The organism is Corynebacterium pseudotuberculosis (genome assembly GCF_002155265.1).
Taxonomy (GTDB): Bacteria; Actinomycetota; Actinomycetes; order Mycobacteriales; family Mycobacteriaceae; genus Corynebacterium; species Corynebacterium pseudotuberculosis.
In genome coordinates this window covers 279,786-294,548 of record NZ_CP021251.1, presented here as the reverse complement: position 1 = coordinate 294,548, position 14,763 = coordinate 279,786, and the positions used below count along the sequence as shown (strand labels likewise).

The following is a 14,763-nucleotide window of genomic DNA, read 5'->3' as shown; positions in this document are numbered from 1 at the left end:
ACCTTCCTTGAAACTTACATTCGTTAGGGATTGAGTGAAAGAGACACCGAGCGAGTCTTTTTAAAAACGATGAATGAGTTCCACCGCACGAGTGATTGCTTCAGGATCCGTGTGCGGCAATACTCCGTGTCCGAGATTAAATATATGCCCTGTGGCATGCCCTGCGGCGATGGCGCGATCGGCTTCCATGCAGATACGCTCAATCTCAGCTTTTAGTACGTCGTCTCCCGCAAAAAGCAACGCCGGATCGAGGTTTCCTTGCAGCACCTTGGCCCCGGAACGCGCGTGAATGCGCTCGGCAGCAGCGTCCAGGGGAACACGCCAATCCACACCCATTACCTCAGAGCCAGCTTCGCTCATCGTAGCGAGCAGTTCACCAGTGCTTACCCCGAAGTGGATGCGCGGCACATCCGCTACCTCTTCCAAAATCTGAGTGGAATACGGAAGCACGTGATTACGGTAATCGCGCTCCGTGAGGAATCCCGCCCAGGAGTCGAAAAACTGCATGGCCTGAACGCCTGCATCGATCTGGGTGCGTAGGAAACGCACGATGGTAGGAACCAGACGCTGCATAAGGGCATGCCAGGTTTCTGGGTCCCCATGCATCATGGACTTAGTCTTTTCATGGTTCTTACTGGGGCCGCCCTCGACAAGGTAGCTCGCCAGTGTAAAGGGTGCGCCTGCAAAACCAATCAGGGTTTGCTGTTCCGTCAGCTCATCTCGGATAATCTCGATGCCTCGGGCTACCTGAAGGACGTCCTCTTCAAGGATCGGCAAGGCATCCACGTCAGCACGACTTTGGATCGCACGGTCCATAACAGGACCACGGCCAGGAATGATTTCCACTTTTACCCCGGCGGCTTTAAGCGGCACCACAATGTCTGAGAATAGGATCGCAGCGTCTACGTCATGTCGCCGCACCGGCTGCAGAGTAATTTCCGCAAGAAGTTCTGGCATAAAACAGCTGTCCAGCATGCCAATACCCTCCCGCACCTTGCGATATTCAGGTAGCGAGCGGCCGGCTTGGCGCATAAACCATACGGGACGACGCGTGGGAGTTTTTCCCTGAATAGCGTCAAGAATTGGCGCGTTGAAAGGTTGTGACATGCCACTAATAATGCACAACAAAACGGCCAAAAGAAAGCAAGCCGACCCTATTTTAGGCGAGAACCCCATCAACCATTTGATTGATGGGGTTCTATCGTTCCATTATCCAGCGTCGGCAGTAGCCTTCGGCTACCTACATGCTACGCAGCCAATGAGAGCGAACCTCGATGATCACGCTCGACCCTAACATCAGAAGAGGAGCGATCATAGGATGCAGTACTCCCGCTACCGCCGCCACAATAGCCAGCAGATTATACGTCCACGCAAAGATCAGGTTTCCCCGAATCCTACGATTCAGGCGACGTGCAAAATGGAACAAGCGAGGGATAGGCGCCACATCTGGTTTGAGCATGACCACGTCTGCTGCGGGGTGCTCAAGCGCAAGCGCCCCCTGGGGCCCCGACATCGCGCTAATCATAATGCCAACGTTGGCAACCCGATAACATTCCTCCACCGATTCATCGCCGACCATAGCGATATTCGCCCCATGAGAGCGCACAGATCGAACTGTCTGAGGTTTCCGCCCAGGCTGCACGCCAGCCAACACATGGGATACTCCGACCATATCGCCGTATCGACGCGCCACCGGGTACGTATCCCGGCTAAGCATCATCGTTTCCAACCCCATCGCCTCAAGCGCATCCACGGCATCCACGGCATCGTCTTTGGCGCCGTTGTACAGCGTGATCACACCACGATCTTTGTTTTTCCAACGCACAACCAACGGACTACTGCCAGAAACCGCGGCGGCGGCCAAACGACCATGCAGGTCAGAAAGGTTACGCGGACGCCATAATACGGCTTCCACGCTCCGCAATTCTTCCTCGCCATCGCTATTGACTACGGGCAACTCCACGTGTCCGCGGAAGCTTCCTTCCTCGTCCACCTCCGAGTGGCTGACTTCAATCCAACCAGGAATTGAATCATCGGTAGAAGCATCTCGAGCTTCCCGTGCCGCGCGCACCAGAGCGCGGGATACCGGATGCCCACTTTCCATGGCTAATGCGCCAGCAACCCGAAGCACCAGATCAGGATTTTCCCCACGGTCCGCAGTAACTGTTTCTACAGACATCTCAGGGCGTGAAATAGCGCCCACGCGATTGAAAATAACCGTATCTACCTCGTCAACGTTGCGCAGAGTTTCGCCCGATTTAATGAGCGTTCCACGGCGGGCAGCGCCTTCGATGCCCTGCCGCATAGCCAGCGATGCAGAGGTTGCCAGCGCTGCCGGGGCCACGCACCCTAGCACTGCAAGACCCGTAGCAAACGCCTGGTTCAGGTTATTGGTGATCAAGGCCCACAGTGCAAAATCCGTAGCCGCAATAACAAAGGACACTGGAACAAGCATCGAGGCTGCTTTGGTGGCTATGGCATCCGAACGATTCTGGTGCACATTAGCGTCTACCACCCACCGATTTATGGCAGCCAACCAGGTCCTATGCCCAGTCTGCAATACACGCACCTTCAGGTTTTTACTGCCGTTGATACACCCTGCGTAGACCCGATCGTTTACTTTTACGTCAAATGAGCCGATGCCCAAAGCCGTACCGTCCAGGGTTCCTCCGCCGCCGACCACTATGCCGTCGACAGGAACAAGCTCCCCAGCAGGAACGATGACGTCATCCCCCACGTTCAGTTTTTGGATCGCCTTATCTTCTTTTCCTACAGCTCCCGACTTCCGTTTTTTAGACACCACCGTGACCGTAGAAGCGGGATTGGGCTTGTATTTAAGAAGATCATCTTGGAGACTGCTGCGAGCTCTTCGGGCAGCGAGTTTTCCTGCAAGAAGGATCAGAGTCATTCCGCAGGCTACGTCGAAAAAGAGCGCGCCAGACTCAAAAATCGTAGGGTCGATCGCTACCCACTTTGGCCGCGCCCGATACCCTGGGTCGCCCACAGCGGTAAATAACACCATGCTCAACGACCACAGCCAGGCCAACAGGATTGCTACCGACGAGGCACTATCCAACGCCGACATACCACGGCGAGCTCCGCCCAGCGTCGCCCTGTGAAAAGGCCACGCGCCATAAAACACGACGGGGATAGAAAGCACAGCCAAAACCCACTGCCAGCCATCAAACTGGAGGTCTCTGGAGTAGCTGATGGCTACGACAGGAATTGTAAAAAGCGCGCTGGTAAATAGACGCGTTTTGGTCATCAGCGAGCGGGCGGTGAAGAGAACAGCAGTGCTGGGCTCTTTACGCGAGACATCCTCGCGGCGTTCCAAGAAGCCTGCCCTGCGAGCTAGCTCAAAGCGACGTTCCTCCTCATCCACGCGCGAGCCAAAGCGGCTGACCCTACGATCGCGGCGTCGCGAACGCTTATACCGCCCTTCCTCAACGTCGGACCAGGCAAGCCGACGCCGCAACGACGAGTCAGTAAGTGTTGCGCTAATACCGAATCTCTGGAATACATCCACAAACATCATCGGGTCAATAGTGCGACTTGCGCTCACCCAGGCCATCGAGGAAGGGTAAACAATTTTTGCTTCCACCCCTTCCAACTCTCCTAGGGCCTCCTCCACTTCCGCGACTGAGGAAGCGCTGGTCAGTCCCTTTAACTCAAACGCAAAAGAGGTCTTCCCTGCGTGGATAGCAGCAGCAGCGACTTCTTCCGGATCGATTGCGTGGAAAGCTCCTGTGTTAATGCCAGCCTGTGCAGCAGCCCGCTTCGCCTTTTCAATGGCGTCGGCAAGCCCTTCCTGAGTTCCCAGAGGACGTGCAGGAACACCGCCCTCTTGAGAGTCTCGACTACCGCTAGGCGCGCCCATTCTTCCCCCTCGATGTCTCCCACTCGCCAGTCCAAATCAGGCTTTCGGGCCGCATCTTAAAAATGAGCGCGACGATGGCAGCAACGCCCATACCGATCTGGATGCAACCGTCAACGGCATACACTGCGACGGGGACAGACGGCGAGCTTGGCGTCAGCAGAAAGACTGTCACCAACCGCACGCCAAAATAAATAGAAAAATATGTAAGAATGCGGCGCGCTAGGGTCGCGGATTTGTTGCTTTTATAAAGAAGCGCAGCCAACCACGCAATAATTCCCAGCATGATAAAGGCGAAAAGTCCTGCCAGAACAATACTCAAGCTTGCTGCCACGTTCATGATCTCTGGAGAAAGATTCTCATCCTTCATCGAGTCTTTGAGCCTAGAGATCAACTCTGGCTTGTTGGCAAAACCAACAATGATATTGATGATCTGGTGGACTACCTCCACACAGATGGCAAAAATCCACGCGCGCACCGCCCAGCGAATCGCGTCGGGACGCTCCCGCTTAGCGTTGGGAGTGGTCTGTTGAGATGGTGATCGCTCGAGTCGCTGTTGGTGGTTGGTCATTGTTTCCCTAGTGCTGTAGTTTTTTCGCCGCGTCGACGGCAAAGTAAGTAAGAATCTGGTCTGCCCCAGCGCGTTTGATAGAAATCAACGATTCCATCATCACACGTTCCAGATCGAGCCAGTTATTACGGGCAGCCGCATGCAACATGGCATATTCGCCTGATACCTGATACGCGGCGACAGGCACGGACGATGTTGAGGCTACCTCTGCTAGGACATCGAGGTAAGGCATGGCTGGTTTGACCATAACAAAGTCCGCGCCCTCCTCAATATCTAGGTCGACTTCCATCAGTGATTCCCTACAATTAGCCGGATCCTGCTGGTATGTTCTACGGTCGCCGTCCAAAGAAGAACCCACTGCGTCACGGAATGGGCCGTAGAAGGCCGAAGCATACTTAGCGGAATACGCCATAATGGCTACGTCTTGGAAGCCATGAGCATCGAGGGCGTCGCGGATTGCCAAAATCTGCCCATCCATCATGCCGGAGGGGCTTACCATGTGCGCGCCTGCCTCCGCTTGCGCCACCGCCATCTTTTGATACAACGGGATAGTGGCATCGTTATCCACAACTGCCTCGCCGAAGCGATCAGTGTCGAGTACGCCGCAGTGCCCATGATCTGTGAACTCATCAAGACACGTGTCTGCCATGATGATCACATCATTGCCAAACTCTTGGCGTAACGCTCTAATGCCACGGTTGAGGATTCCGTCTGGTGCCCAAGATTGAGAACCCTGTGCGTCCTTGTCGGCGTCGAGAGGCACTCCGAAGAGGTCAATGCACTTAATCCCTACGGAAATAGCTTCTCTAACGGCCTCGATTAAGGAGGGAATAGTGTGCTGGTATACGCCGGGCATAGAAGAAATTTCGCGTGGCTCAGCTATCCCGTCTGCGACAAACATAGGAAGAATCAGGTCGGCGGGACGAAGCGTCGTCTCTGCCACTAATTCGCGCATAACTGGCGTACTTCGGAGCCTGCGTGGGCGACGAATAAGGTGGAGATCTGCGTTGCTCATAAATAATGCCTTCTTCCAGATTGTTGGGGCTAACGCCGTAACAACGTTACTCGCGATTTTTTCGGGCGCGCCGCTTCTTCCTAGGAGGCGGCAGCTGGCCAGCTGCGCGCAGTTGTGCCACGTGGGTAGCAAGACCATTAATCAAGTGAGGAACATCCGCTACCTCGGGGATCACGTCCACCCGCAGGCCTAATTCTTTTGCCGCTGCCGCCGCCATCGGACCAATGCATGCAATGATTGTGCGCTGATGTGGTTTCCCAGCAATGCCCACCAGATTTTTTACCGTGGATGCAGAGGTAAAGCACACAGCGTCAAAACCGCCACTTTTAATCATGTCGCGCACTTCTGCACTCGGCGGGGCGGCCCGTACCGTGCGATACGCCACCACATCGTCGACCTCCCAGCCAAGGCCTTCTAAGCCTTCCACCAGGACGTCCGTTGCAATATCCGCCCGGGGCAAGAGGACCCGTCCGACTGGATCAAGGTCTTCCACATACTCCGGGAACACTGACACTAAACCTGCAGCGTTTTGCCGATTTCTCGGAGGGAGCAACTCCGGCGTGATTCCAAGCTCACGGATGGCCTTAGCAGTTTTTGTTCCTACCGCTCCAATGCGCACGCCAGCAAAGGCACGAGCATCGAGTCCGAAGGAACCGATTTTCTCTCTCACGGATTTCACTGCGTTGACGCTGGTAAAAATCACCCATTGGTAGCGGCCTTCCACGATCCCTTTAACGGCCTTCTCCATTTGCGCAGGATTACGTGGCGGCTCCACAGAGATTGTGGGAACTTCTTGCGGGATTGCCCCCTGAGCAGCCAACAATGCACTCATTGATCCGGCTTGTTCTTTTGCACGGGGGACCAGCACTCTCCAACCAAAGAGCGAACGGTTCTCCCACCAAGAATACTTGGTACGTTCATCCGCTGCTTTGCCTAAAGTAACCACGAGGGTTCCGGCGAGGTCCCCGTCCAACTTGTGCAGGGCGCCCAAACTAATATCAAAACTTCTTTGCAAGCGTGTTGTCCCGCGAGCTGTCACCGTCACCGGGGTCGATGCCTCTATCCCACGAGATTTTAACTCTGCGGCTATTGTAGGCAGATCCTCTTTAGTTGCCTGCAAAACCAGCGGCTGAGGTGCTGCAGCAAGCTGTTCCCAATCTACGTCTTCCCCAGTTACATCGGTTTCTGTATAAGAAGAGCCCAGAGCGATACCCGCAAAAGCAGGAACGGTCGCCGGCAAGGACATGCCGGGAACCACGTGGAACTCCAGTCCGGCCTGCTTGACCGCAGAAATTTCTTCCAGGGTTCGGTCACATGACAAGGGGTTTCCCTGCACCAGGCGAATAACGTCTTCCCCGCTGGACAAAAGCTCCTTAAGCTTTTCCACTACCTCTACTACAGGAACGTCGTCGTCTACTTCTGTAATCTCAGCGGCAGTCGGGGCGTCCGGGCGCTGCGGTTTACGGCGCGCACCAGCTTCTTTTGCTTCCGCGCACAGCCGCTCGTATTCTTCCTCAGCCGCCTGAACTTTATCCATCGGCACATCGAGTTCACGTGCAACCACTGAGCGAACCCCCGGTAGAACTTCTGCATCTACTACGGCAAAAGCGGTATGGCTGAGAACTTCGCGGGCGCGAACGGTGAGCAGATCAGGGTTTCCTGGTCCTGCTCCTACAAAGATCACTTTTCCCTCCGGTGCAGGGGTTACCGGGGTGGGTTGCGGAGTCGAACTCATGAACAAGTATCCGTATTTCTAGGAGCCATAAAAGCTCCGAGTTGTGGAATGGGCGAAAATAAGAGGAACTGCTAAACACAAATTCACGCCGCTATAGATCACTAAGAGGGGCCTCGTGATCGAGCGACGTCAAGCGTGTGGTAATACAACGACCTTTGAGGATAATTGAGCAAGGCGTTTAATAAAAACCAGCAGAATACTGCCGTAGGCTACTTGACTCGGTTATTGCCCAAAATGGGAGGGAACAAGTGTCTCAGGACAGCAACTCAGCGGCACCATCCTGAATAAGTTTTGCCGCAACTTTTTCTCCAATAGCCACAGCCTCAGACAGTCCCCCCGTCATCGTGGCGCGAAAGACCTTGCTCCCGTCAAGAGAGATAACGGCTCCCGTGACCTGGAGCTCTTGCTCGATGATGACAGAATGGGCGGCCACGGGTGCCGTGCATCCCGCTTCTAACCGGTTGAGCACTACACGTTCAGCGAGCGCGCAGGTCTCATCCTCTGCGTTTCGGATTGCATTGATCGCCGCAACAGCAGCAGCGTCATCAACGCGGCATTCGATAGCTAGAGCTCCTTGCGCAGGCGCGGGAAGGAAGCGCTCCGGATTAAACACCTCTGTGGCCTCGTCGCCACGGCCCACACGAGAAAGACCCGCATAAGCGAGAACCACCGCATCAAGTTCTCCGGAAAAAACCTTGCCCATCCGGGTATCGATGTTGCCACGCAACGGTACGCATTCCACATCAGGGCGCAAAGCTTTGATCTGTGAGATTCTTCGAGGCGCTCCCGTACCAATACGCGCCCCCTGAGGCAGCTCCGCCAATGTCAGGCCGTCTCGGGCTACAAGGCAATCGCGGGCGTCGGCACGCTCCGGAACTATTAAGTGAAAACGTGGGTCGCGCTGCGTAGGCAAGTCCTTAAAAGAATGTACAGCGATATCGCAGCCGCCTTTAACAAGCACGTCACGCAGTGCTTGAGTAAAAACGCCCACTCCGATGCGTTCCACAGGGGCCATATTTACGTCACCGGGTGTGGTGACAATACTCAATTCCGCCGAATACCCCTGAGAGATTAGGGCGTCTCGCACATGCCCCGATTGGGTGGTAGCTAAAAGGCTGCCGCGCGTACCGATAGTAAAAGTCATGGTCAGTCTTCCTTGATGGCTCGGATAATCTTGTTGGCATCGCTAACCCCCAGGGCTACGACCTCAGCATCGGGTAAGTCACGCACGCCAAGCTTTACGCTCTTTGCTTCTACTGGGAGGCCGAAAAGATCTTGCAGAGCCGTCTCATAGGAAACCGCCCCAGAGCTTGCCGCGAGTTCTTTTACCCGAACCGTCGGCTGATGCAGGAGTTTATCCACAACCCGGCGTATCGTGCGCTGCACTTCTTCAAAATCTTCTTCGCCCATGCTCGGTGTGCGAGTTTTCAAACGTTCCAGTTCGGTGGTTATCAAGCCAGAAGCGTGTCGACGTAACGCCGATACCGCTGGCGCCACATCTCGAACCCGCTGCGCGGAGGTGTATGCGCTGAGCTCTTCCGCAACAATCTTGTGGGCAGCCTCATCAGCGTCTTTCCCCTCCGCCTTGGCTTCATGCAGCTTCTCTATATTGACCAGCTGCACTCCCGCGATTTCCGCAACGTCATCGTTGATATCTCGAGGCATGGAAAGATCAACAAATATCAGCCCTAAGTGTTTTTCCGGCACGTCTTGAGCTGAAATCGTGTAGGTATGGGCGCCTGTCGCAGAGATCGCAATATGCACCCCACTCAGGGCATTTCCTCGTGATGCAAAATCGACGACTTCCGCGGGCACCCCGGCCTCACGGGAATGCTCAGCCAGCCGTTCTGCCCTATTGCGGGTCCGGTTAGAAAAGATAATCCCCTCTATACCTAGCCTACCCAGATGGGTAGCGGCCAAAGAAGCCATAGCTCCTGCGCCAAGGACAAGCGCTTTTTTACCGCGTAGGTCACTCAGACCAGCCCCGGACATTGCTTGATCAAGGGCAAAGGAAACCATGGAAGCGCCGGCATCATCTATGTCTGTCTCAGTGTGCACGCGCTTCCCCGTGTGCAAGGACGCCTGCACCAAACCATGCAGGGCCGGGCCCACGGTCCCCGACTCGATAGCCTGCTGATACGCCGTACGCACCTGTCCGATGATCTGTTGCTCTCCGGTAACCATCGAGTCCATGCCCGAAGCCACCACCATCATGTGCTCCGCAGCAGCATCCGCATAACGCACGTAGAGATACCCCCGAAGGGTATCCATATCTACGCCACTCACGGCATGCAGCACTTCCACCACGTCATTGACACCCGTATGAAAACTAGATGTCATCGCATAGACCTCTAGGCGATTACAGGTAGATATGATCATCGCCTCAGTCAACGAGGGACGAGCAATAAGATCCGTAGCCGTCTGGGAACGCACCTCGTCATTCATGCTCAGCCGTTCCAGGAGCGTCACTGGAGCCGACCGGTGAGACATCCCAACAACCAGCACACTCACGGACAAACCACCGCTTTCACACCGTCTACCTGGATCATTTGATCGGTTTCTTTAAATCTTAGCTAGAAAGGCAACGCTATCAATCTTTAGATTGACTGTTCCTTCGCCCCTCTGATGCATCAACGCTAGTCAAGCGTTAAGGAAGTCACAAGAAAGCATGGACTAACTAGCGAGCTCTGCAGCAAGTTCCTCATTGTCCACTTCCCAACAGGCAAACTCCTCACCATCGATAACCACGACGGGAACCCTATCGCCGTACTCAGCGGCTAACAAGCGATCCATATCTACGTCGACAATGCTTAACTTCGCTCCAGCTGCAGCGACCACAGGAATGATCTGTTCAGCCACCCGTTGGCATGAGCCACACGTCTTACGAGTCATAAGCTCTACTTCGCGTGCGCTTGCTACACCAGACACAAAGAGATCACCAGCCTTTTTTGCTGTTCGACACTACGATGGACTGAGACTACTCTTAAAGCTCTACTCTGTCGAAAGGCCCGATCTTCAGCCGTGAGCATCTCCCAACCCGATCCCACGTGGCCCCAAACCCCACAAGAATTCTTGGCCGGCTGGTCCACCTCCCGTGGCAACCTCCGCCGTTTCTTTGAGGAACACGCTCTACCCCCTATCGACGCCCAAGCACAGCGCGAAGCTGGAGAAGCCGCTGCAGCACTCGCCGCCGCTGAAATCTACGGGATTGAGCTCGACCAGTACACTTCTGGGTTAGAGTCCGTATCAGGATCATTCGAAGCTGCCGGCGCTACCCATGTCACTAGTCCAGACCCAGACATACCCCAAGACCTCGGCGCTGCCGCATTCTTTGACATCGATAACACCTTGATTCAAGGTTCGTCTCTGGTTGTCTTTGCCTTGGGGTTGGCCAAAAAACGTTACTTTAAGCTCAGCGAGATCCTTCCTGTCGCGTGGAAACAGATCAAATTCCGGGTCACTGGCGCAGAAAACGCAGCAGACGTGGCAGAAGGGCGCAAACAGGCGCTTGAGTTTATTAAAGGCCGCCGTGTGGACGAGCTTGTGGAGCTCTGCGAAGAAATCGTGGGCAATAATATGAGCGAAAAGCTCTGGCCGGGGACCAAATCCCTCGCGGATCAACATATTGCCGCGGGCCAGCAAGTGTGGCTTGTGAGTGCCACTCCCGTGCAGCTGGCTCAATCGCTGGCCAAGCGACTTGGCTTTACCGGAGCTTTGGGCACTGTCGCTGAAGTCAAAGACGGTGTTTTCACCGGAAGACTGGTCGGCGATATTCTGCATGGCCCCGGCAAATTACATGCAGTTGCGGCACTTGCAACCATTGAGCGACTCGATCTGAGCCGGTGCACCGCGTACTCCGACTCCGTCAATGATGTGCCGATGCTCTCCATGGTGGGCACCGCAGTGGCCATCAACCCAGACCGTCCGCTGGCTAAGGTAGCCAAACAACACGGCTGGGAGATGCACGACTACCGCAGCCTGCGCAAAGCCATGCGAACCTACGGCCTGCCCGCGCTGATCACGGCGGCTTTCAGCCTCGGCGGCTGGAAAGCGTGGCGACGCTAATCTCGTTTCCCTTTCTCCGGGGTCCGAAGAATATAGATCACGAGTCCGACCGCAATAATTCCTAGCGCTATCAATACAGACGTTAGATTGCTCACGTTAGCTGCTACGTCGAGTGCCCATGCTTGAATTTTGGACTGAGTCTCAATGCCAAGCAGCCCCGGTAGTCCAGTCGTAGCATGTGTGAAAATAAAAACTAATCCGATGATCACAAAAATCACGCCAGAGATCATCGACATAGTATTCAGTTTTAACCGGCCTATATGAACAACCTTGCCTCCGAGCGCCCCATGCGGAATGCGTTCCCAGAACAGCGCCAAGACCACCAGGGGAACAACCATCCCCAAGGCATAGCAGCCTAAGACGAGCGCCCCATACGCACTGGAGGCGCTTACAACGGCCGTGGTAAGCACCGCCCCTAGCAATGGGCCAGCGCAGAATCCCGAAAAGCCATAAGCCGCGCCTAGTAAAAAGACAGAAAGCCATCCCCGTCCGCGCACCCGACCCGCCAATCCTGACAGACCTGGGAGAGTTATCCCGCCGCCAAAAAAGGTAAAAATACCCAGGGCAACAATCACGATTCCGCCGCCAATAATCAAGGTTTCACGGTGCAGCGCCAGAAACCCTCCAAGGCGGCCTGCCGCGGTACCCACTGGCACTAGCACCGCCGCTAGCCCAAGGAAGAACACACCCGTCCGTGCCATGATCTGCGACGAACGCTGGAATGCGTAGGCAAAGAACGCCGGAAGCAGTAACGCAGAACACGGGCTAAGCAGCGCCAGAATCCCGCCGAGGAATGCGCCAAGTAATCCAATATCAGACACTAGGAACGGCGACCTTTCCATCCGCGACCTTAGCTAGTTCCGCTTCAATAGCGCGGATAAAGACCTCAGTGGGCTGCGCACCAGAGACGTACTGGGTACCCACAACAAAGCCGGGAGTTCCGTTGATCCCCAAAGAGCCGGCGTATTCACGAGCCTTATCGACCACGGAGTCATACGTAGCATCTGAGGCTTCTCGACTAAAGCGTGCCATGTCTTTCACACCTGCCTCCCGAGCGAACTCCTCAAAGTTGGTCAATTTATTTTCAGGATGCCCCTTGATCGTTTTACTAGCTTGGAAAAGCGCGCTGCGGAACTCATTGAATTTACCCTGAGCGGCAGCAGCTCGTCCCGCCTTAGCAGCCGAAACAGCATCGGGGCCGTTGATCGGAAGATCATTCCACTCAATGCGGACAAATCCCTTTTCCACGTATTCCTTGATAATCGTCGGCTCAGTCTCATTAGACCACTTTGCGCAGAAGGGGCACTCAAAATCAGAGAATTCCGAGATCACTACTGGCGCATCCAGAGCGCCTAACGCAAAAGGATCCTTTGCGTTTCGACGATGCACGTTAAGGATATCTTCGGCTGATTTCAGTTCTTTTCCGGGGCCGTAGATCATCGCGTCATAAGAACCATTTGCCAGCGCAACAGGCCCATCGGTTTTTGTTCCAGGCGACACCCGTGAGGAACCGGTCTTACCAGTAAAGCCTGGCGGCAAGGAAGGCCCTGCCCCTTGTGAGGATCCGGCGCTATTTGCAGAGGTATCTCCATCTTTCGCAGCAGAACCACGACCCAAGGTATAAGCACCAATACCCACGATGAGAAGGATAACGATAAGCAGTGCCAACACCGCTGGACGCTTTATTGAGAACATAAAGTTAGGGCTCCTTTTGTTATGAAAAACCTTGTTCCACCATAACAAAACCGCCCAGGGTAATCCCTGGGCGGTGAATGCTTTATTTACCGAGCTTTCTACGCTGAACGCGAGTACGGCGCAGCAACTTGCGGTGCTTCTTCTTGGACATGCGCTTGCGGCGCTTCTTGATGACAGAACCCATAACGGTTTCCCTCGCTTTATTGATCGGTGTACGTACTTCCCTGCCAGAAGCCCCACGGTCTCTTTTGCAATGCATACGCGGCCGAAGTGCACATCCGCCCGCGCAGGGTTACTACTTGTCCTCAAAGGCAGTGACCTTCATTAGACATGCGGCAACCGCCGGTTGGGGCTGTTGTCTGACACGAATGGTCACAATAATACCGACGCTCACACCAGAGACCAAAAACGCCCCCATGAGTCACAAAAATAACGAGGGGCAGTCACCCCAGAAATACTGGTGGGAACTGCCCCTCGGTAAAGCTCTAAAGATGCTTATCCCACGTCGTAGTAGGAGGCATCCAGGTACTCATTAACAGCCTTTTCATGCACGCGGAAGCTACGTCCCACGCGAACCGCCGGAAGTTCACCAGAGTGAACCAACCGATAAACGGTCATCTTAGATACGCGCATAATCTCCGCGACCTCGGCGACTGTTAAAAAAGTCCCATTATCTTCTCTAGCCATAATTTATCTAACCCTTCAGCAAGTCGCGCGCTGCAGGCTTCCCCTCCTACAGAACGAACATGCACGTGCTTAACAAAGCTTAGCGTGAAACGTGTGGCACTTGCGACCCACCTGTTAATTTATTTCCCCACACGCAACATAAGTCACGCAAATACCTTCGCCTTCTCAGTAGAAACAACTGGTCACAGAGAAAACACTAAAGTCTCAACCCTCAAGTACAGGTTCAATAAAAAGGGGAAAGCTAAAGGGGTAGAAGTTTTCTTCTACCCCTTTAGCTTTTAACAAATTACCCAAGCTCACCGTTTCTCTTCGCGGCAGCTTCGGCCGCACGATACACCATCCCACGCAAGCCGCTTTCCTCCATCTCCCGGATAGCCGCAATCGTGGTGCCTGCTGGCGAACAGACGTTGGCCCGCAATTGTGCAGGCTCTTCCCCAGTCTCCTTGAGCATTGCAGCCGCGCCATAGAACGCATTGACTGCCAGTTCCTTTGACTGCTCTCGGTTCAGCCCCAGGTTCACGCCGGCGTCGATAAGCGCCTCGGCAAAGAGAAATAGATAGGCTGGTGAGGAACCCGATAGTGCTACAACAGCATCCAAATCAGACTCTTCTATTAACGTGACGTTACCCACGGTCTCAAGTAGCTTGCGCACCTGTTCCACCGCGGATTGATCAGCAAAACGACCAGGGGCGACCGCAGAATTTCCTTTACCCACCAGCATCGGAGTGTTAGGCATAACACGAATCACGGGCGATCCCGCTGCCAAAATTTCTTCGATGGCAGCTGTATTTACACCCGCCGCCATAGATACCACGGTGGTGTTGGAGTTATTATCAACCGCATCTGCGATCTCCTCGACCACCTTAATAATCTGCTTTGGTTTGACGCATAAAAACACAACGTCAACCTCATCAACGGCAGGGATGTTCTCCGTAAAAGATACAACGCCATACTTTTCTTTAAGAGCCTGACCGTGCTCTGCGTTCCTGTTGGTGACGTTGATATTTTTAGGGTTCATACCCGCGGCAATAAGCCCTGAGATAAGGGCTTCGCCGATCTTTCCGCCGCCAATCACTGCAATTGAAGTCATGGCGACCACTCTGCCACGCTCATCACGCCAA

Annotated in this window: 14 protein-coding genes; 1 reads left to right on the top strand and 13 read right to left on the bottom strand. The window is 54.5% G+C overall.

The annotated features are described in order from the left end of the window. Positions 1-60: 60 nt before the first annotated feature. The 8 genes from hemE to CpATCC19410_RS01400 all read right to left on the bottom strand — a co-directional run bounded on the left by hemE (position 61) and on the right by CpATCC19410_RS01400 (position 10,123). Positions 61-1,107 (bottom strand): uroporphyrinogen decarboxylase, encoded by a 1,047-nt coding sequence (gene hemE / locus CpATCC19410_RS01435; RefSeq protein ID WP_014300441.1) that lies wholly within the window; start codon positions 1,105-1,107, stop codon positions 61-63. Between the two features lie 133 nt (positions 1,108-1,240). Continuing rightward, on the bottom strand, positions 1,241-3,877 hold the full coding sequence (locus tag CpATCC19410_RS01430; protein ID WP_014300440.1) for a heavy metal translocating P-type ATPase: 2,637 nt from the start codon (positions 3,875-3,877) through the stop codon (positions 1,241-1,243). Then, positions 3,864-4,445, bottom strand: coding sequence for a hypothetical protein (locus CpATCC19410_RS01425; RefSeq protein ID WP_013241133.1), 582 nt, complete (start codon positions 4,443-4,445; stop codon positions 3,864-3,866). Before CpATCC19410_RS01425 ends, CpATCC19410_RS01430 begins: the two co-directional genes overlap by 14 nt. Before the next feature lie 7 nt (positions 4,446-4,452). Then, positions 4,453-5,460 (bottom strand): porphobilinogen synthase, encoded by a 1,008-nt coding sequence (gene hemB, locus CpATCC19410_RS01420; protein WP_014400964.1) that lies wholly within the window; start codon positions 5,458-5,460, stop codon positions 4,453-4,455. A gap of 46 nt (positions 5,461-5,506) precedes the next feature. Continuing rightward, on the bottom strand, positions 5,507-7,195 hold the full coding sequence (locus CpATCC19410_RS01415; protein WP_013241131.1) for a bifunctional uroporphyrinogen-III C-methyltransferase/uroporphyrinogen-III synthase: 1,689 nt from the start codon (positions 7,193-7,195) through the stop codon (positions 5,507-5,509). A 253-nt stretch (positions 7,196-7,448) separates the two neighbouring features. Next, positions 7,449-8,339, bottom strand: coding sequence for a hydroxymethylbilane synthase (gene hemC, locus CpATCC19410_RS01410; RefSeq protein ID WP_014400962.1), 891 nt, complete (start codon positions 8,337-8,339; stop codon positions 7,449-7,451). A gap of 2 nt (positions 8,340-8,341) precedes the next feature. Beyond that, the gene (locus CpATCC19410_RS01405; protein ID WP_014522103.1) at positions 8,342-9,706 is read right to left on the bottom strand and encodes a glutamyl-tRNA reductase; all 1,365 of its coding nucleotides are present in this window, start codon (positions 9,704-9,706) and stop codon (positions 8,342-8,344) included. 162 nt (positions 9,707-9,868) lie between these two features. After that, positions 9,869-10,123, bottom strand: a complete 255-nt coding sequence (locus CpATCC19410_RS01400; protein ID WP_013241128.1) for a glutaredoxin family protein — start codon at positions 10,121-10,123, stop codon at positions 9,869-9,871. Between the two features lie 93 nt (positions 10,124-10,216). Between CpATCC19410_RS01400 and CpATCC19410_RS01395 the strand changes: the two genes are divergently transcribed. Continuing rightward, positions 10,217-11,260: an HAD-IB family hydrolase gene (locus CpATCC19410_RS01395; protein WP_013241127.1), complete on the top strand. Its 1,044-nt coding sequence runs from the start codon at positions 10,217-10,219 to the stop codon at positions 11,258-11,260. Here CpATCC19410_RS01395 and CpATCC19410_RS01390 read toward each other — a convergent pair. From CpATCC19410_RS01390 to proC, 5 genes are all read right to left on the bottom strand, one after another. Beyond that, entirely contained in the window at positions 11,257-12,081 is an 825-nt protein-coding gene (locus CpATCC19410_RS01390) for a cytochrome c biogenesis CcdA family protein (protein WP_014300437.1), read from the bottom strand. The two genes, CpATCC19410_RS01395 and CpATCC19410_RS01390, sit on opposite strands and share 4 nt — an antisense overlap. After that, on the bottom strand, positions 12,074-12,955 hold the full coding sequence (locus tag CpATCC19410_RS01385) for a DsbA family protein (RefSeq protein ID WP_013241125.1): 882 nt from the start codon (positions 12,953-12,955) through the stop codon (positions 12,074-12,076). The genes CpATCC19410_RS01390 and CpATCC19410_RS01385 overlap by 8 nt, the downstream gene beginning before the upstream one ends. 82 nt (positions 12,956-13,037) lie before the next feature. Beyond that, complete coding sequence (locus CpATCC19410_RS01380; protein WP_003402602.1) at positions 13,038-13,139, bottom strand: 30S ribosomal protein bS22; 102 nt, start codon at positions 13,137-13,139, stop codon at positions 13,038-13,040. 311 nt (positions 13,140-13,450) lie between these two features. Next, on the bottom strand, positions 13,451-13,642 hold the full coding sequence (locus tag CpATCC19410_RS01375; RefSeq protein ID WP_013241124.1) for a helix-turn-helix domain-containing protein: 192 nt from the start codon (positions 13,640-13,642) through the stop codon (positions 13,451-13,453). Positions 13,643-13,928: 286 nt separating this feature from the next. Further along, a complete protein-coding gene (gene proC / locus CpATCC19410_RS01365) occupies positions 13,929-14,732 on the bottom strand; it encodes a pyrroline-5-carboxylate reductase (protein WP_013241123.1) in 804 nt (267 codons plus the stop codon). Positions 14,733-14,763: the final 31 nt, after the last annotated feature.

What these genes read in the sequence shown, in the direction of transcription:
- CpATCC19410_RS01425 (WP_013241133.1), bottom strand. Translation starts at nt 4,445, where the DNA reads ATGACCAACCACCAACAGCGACTCGAGCGATCACCATCTCAACAGACC.
- CpATCC19410_RS01375 (WP_013241124.1), bottom strand. Translation starts at nt 13,642, where the DNA reads ATGGCTAGAGAAGATAATGGGACTTTTTTAACAGTCGCCGAGGTCGCG.
- hemB (WP_014400964.1), bottom strand. Translation starts at nt 5,460, where the DNA reads ATGAGCAACGCAGATCTCCACCTTATTCGTCGCCCACGCAGGCTCCGA.
- hemC (WP_014400962.1), bottom strand. Translation starts at nt 8,339, where the DNA reads ATGACTTTTACTATCGGTACGCGCGGCAGCCTTTTAGCTACCACCCAA.
- CpATCC19410_RS01430 (WP_014300440.1), bottom strand. Translation starts at nt 3,877, where the DNA reads ATGGGCGCGCCTAGCGGTAGTCGAGACTCTCAAGAGGGCGGTGTTCCT.
- proC (WP_013241123.1), bottom strand. Translation starts at nt 14,732, where the DNA reads ATGACTTCAATTGCAGTGATTGGCGGCGGAAAGATCGGCGAAGCCCTT.
- CpATCC19410_RS01380 (WP_003402602.1), bottom strand. Translation starts at nt 13,139, where the DNA reads ATGGGTTCTGTCATCAAGAAGCGCCGCAAGCGCATGTCCAAGAAGAAG.
- hemE (WP_014300441.1), bottom strand. Translation starts at nt 1,107, where the DNA reads ATGTCACAACCTTTCAACGCGCCAATTCTTGACGCTATTCAGGGAAAA.
- CpATCC19410_RS01415 (WP_013241131.1), bottom strand. Translation starts at nt 7,195, where the DNA reads ATGAGTTCGACTCCGCAACCCACCCCGGTAACCCCTGCACCGGAGGGA.
- CpATCC19410_RS01385 (WP_013241125.1), bottom strand. Translation starts at nt 12,955, where the DNA reads ATGTTCTCAATAAAGCGTCCAGCGGTGTTGGCACTGCTTATCGTTATC.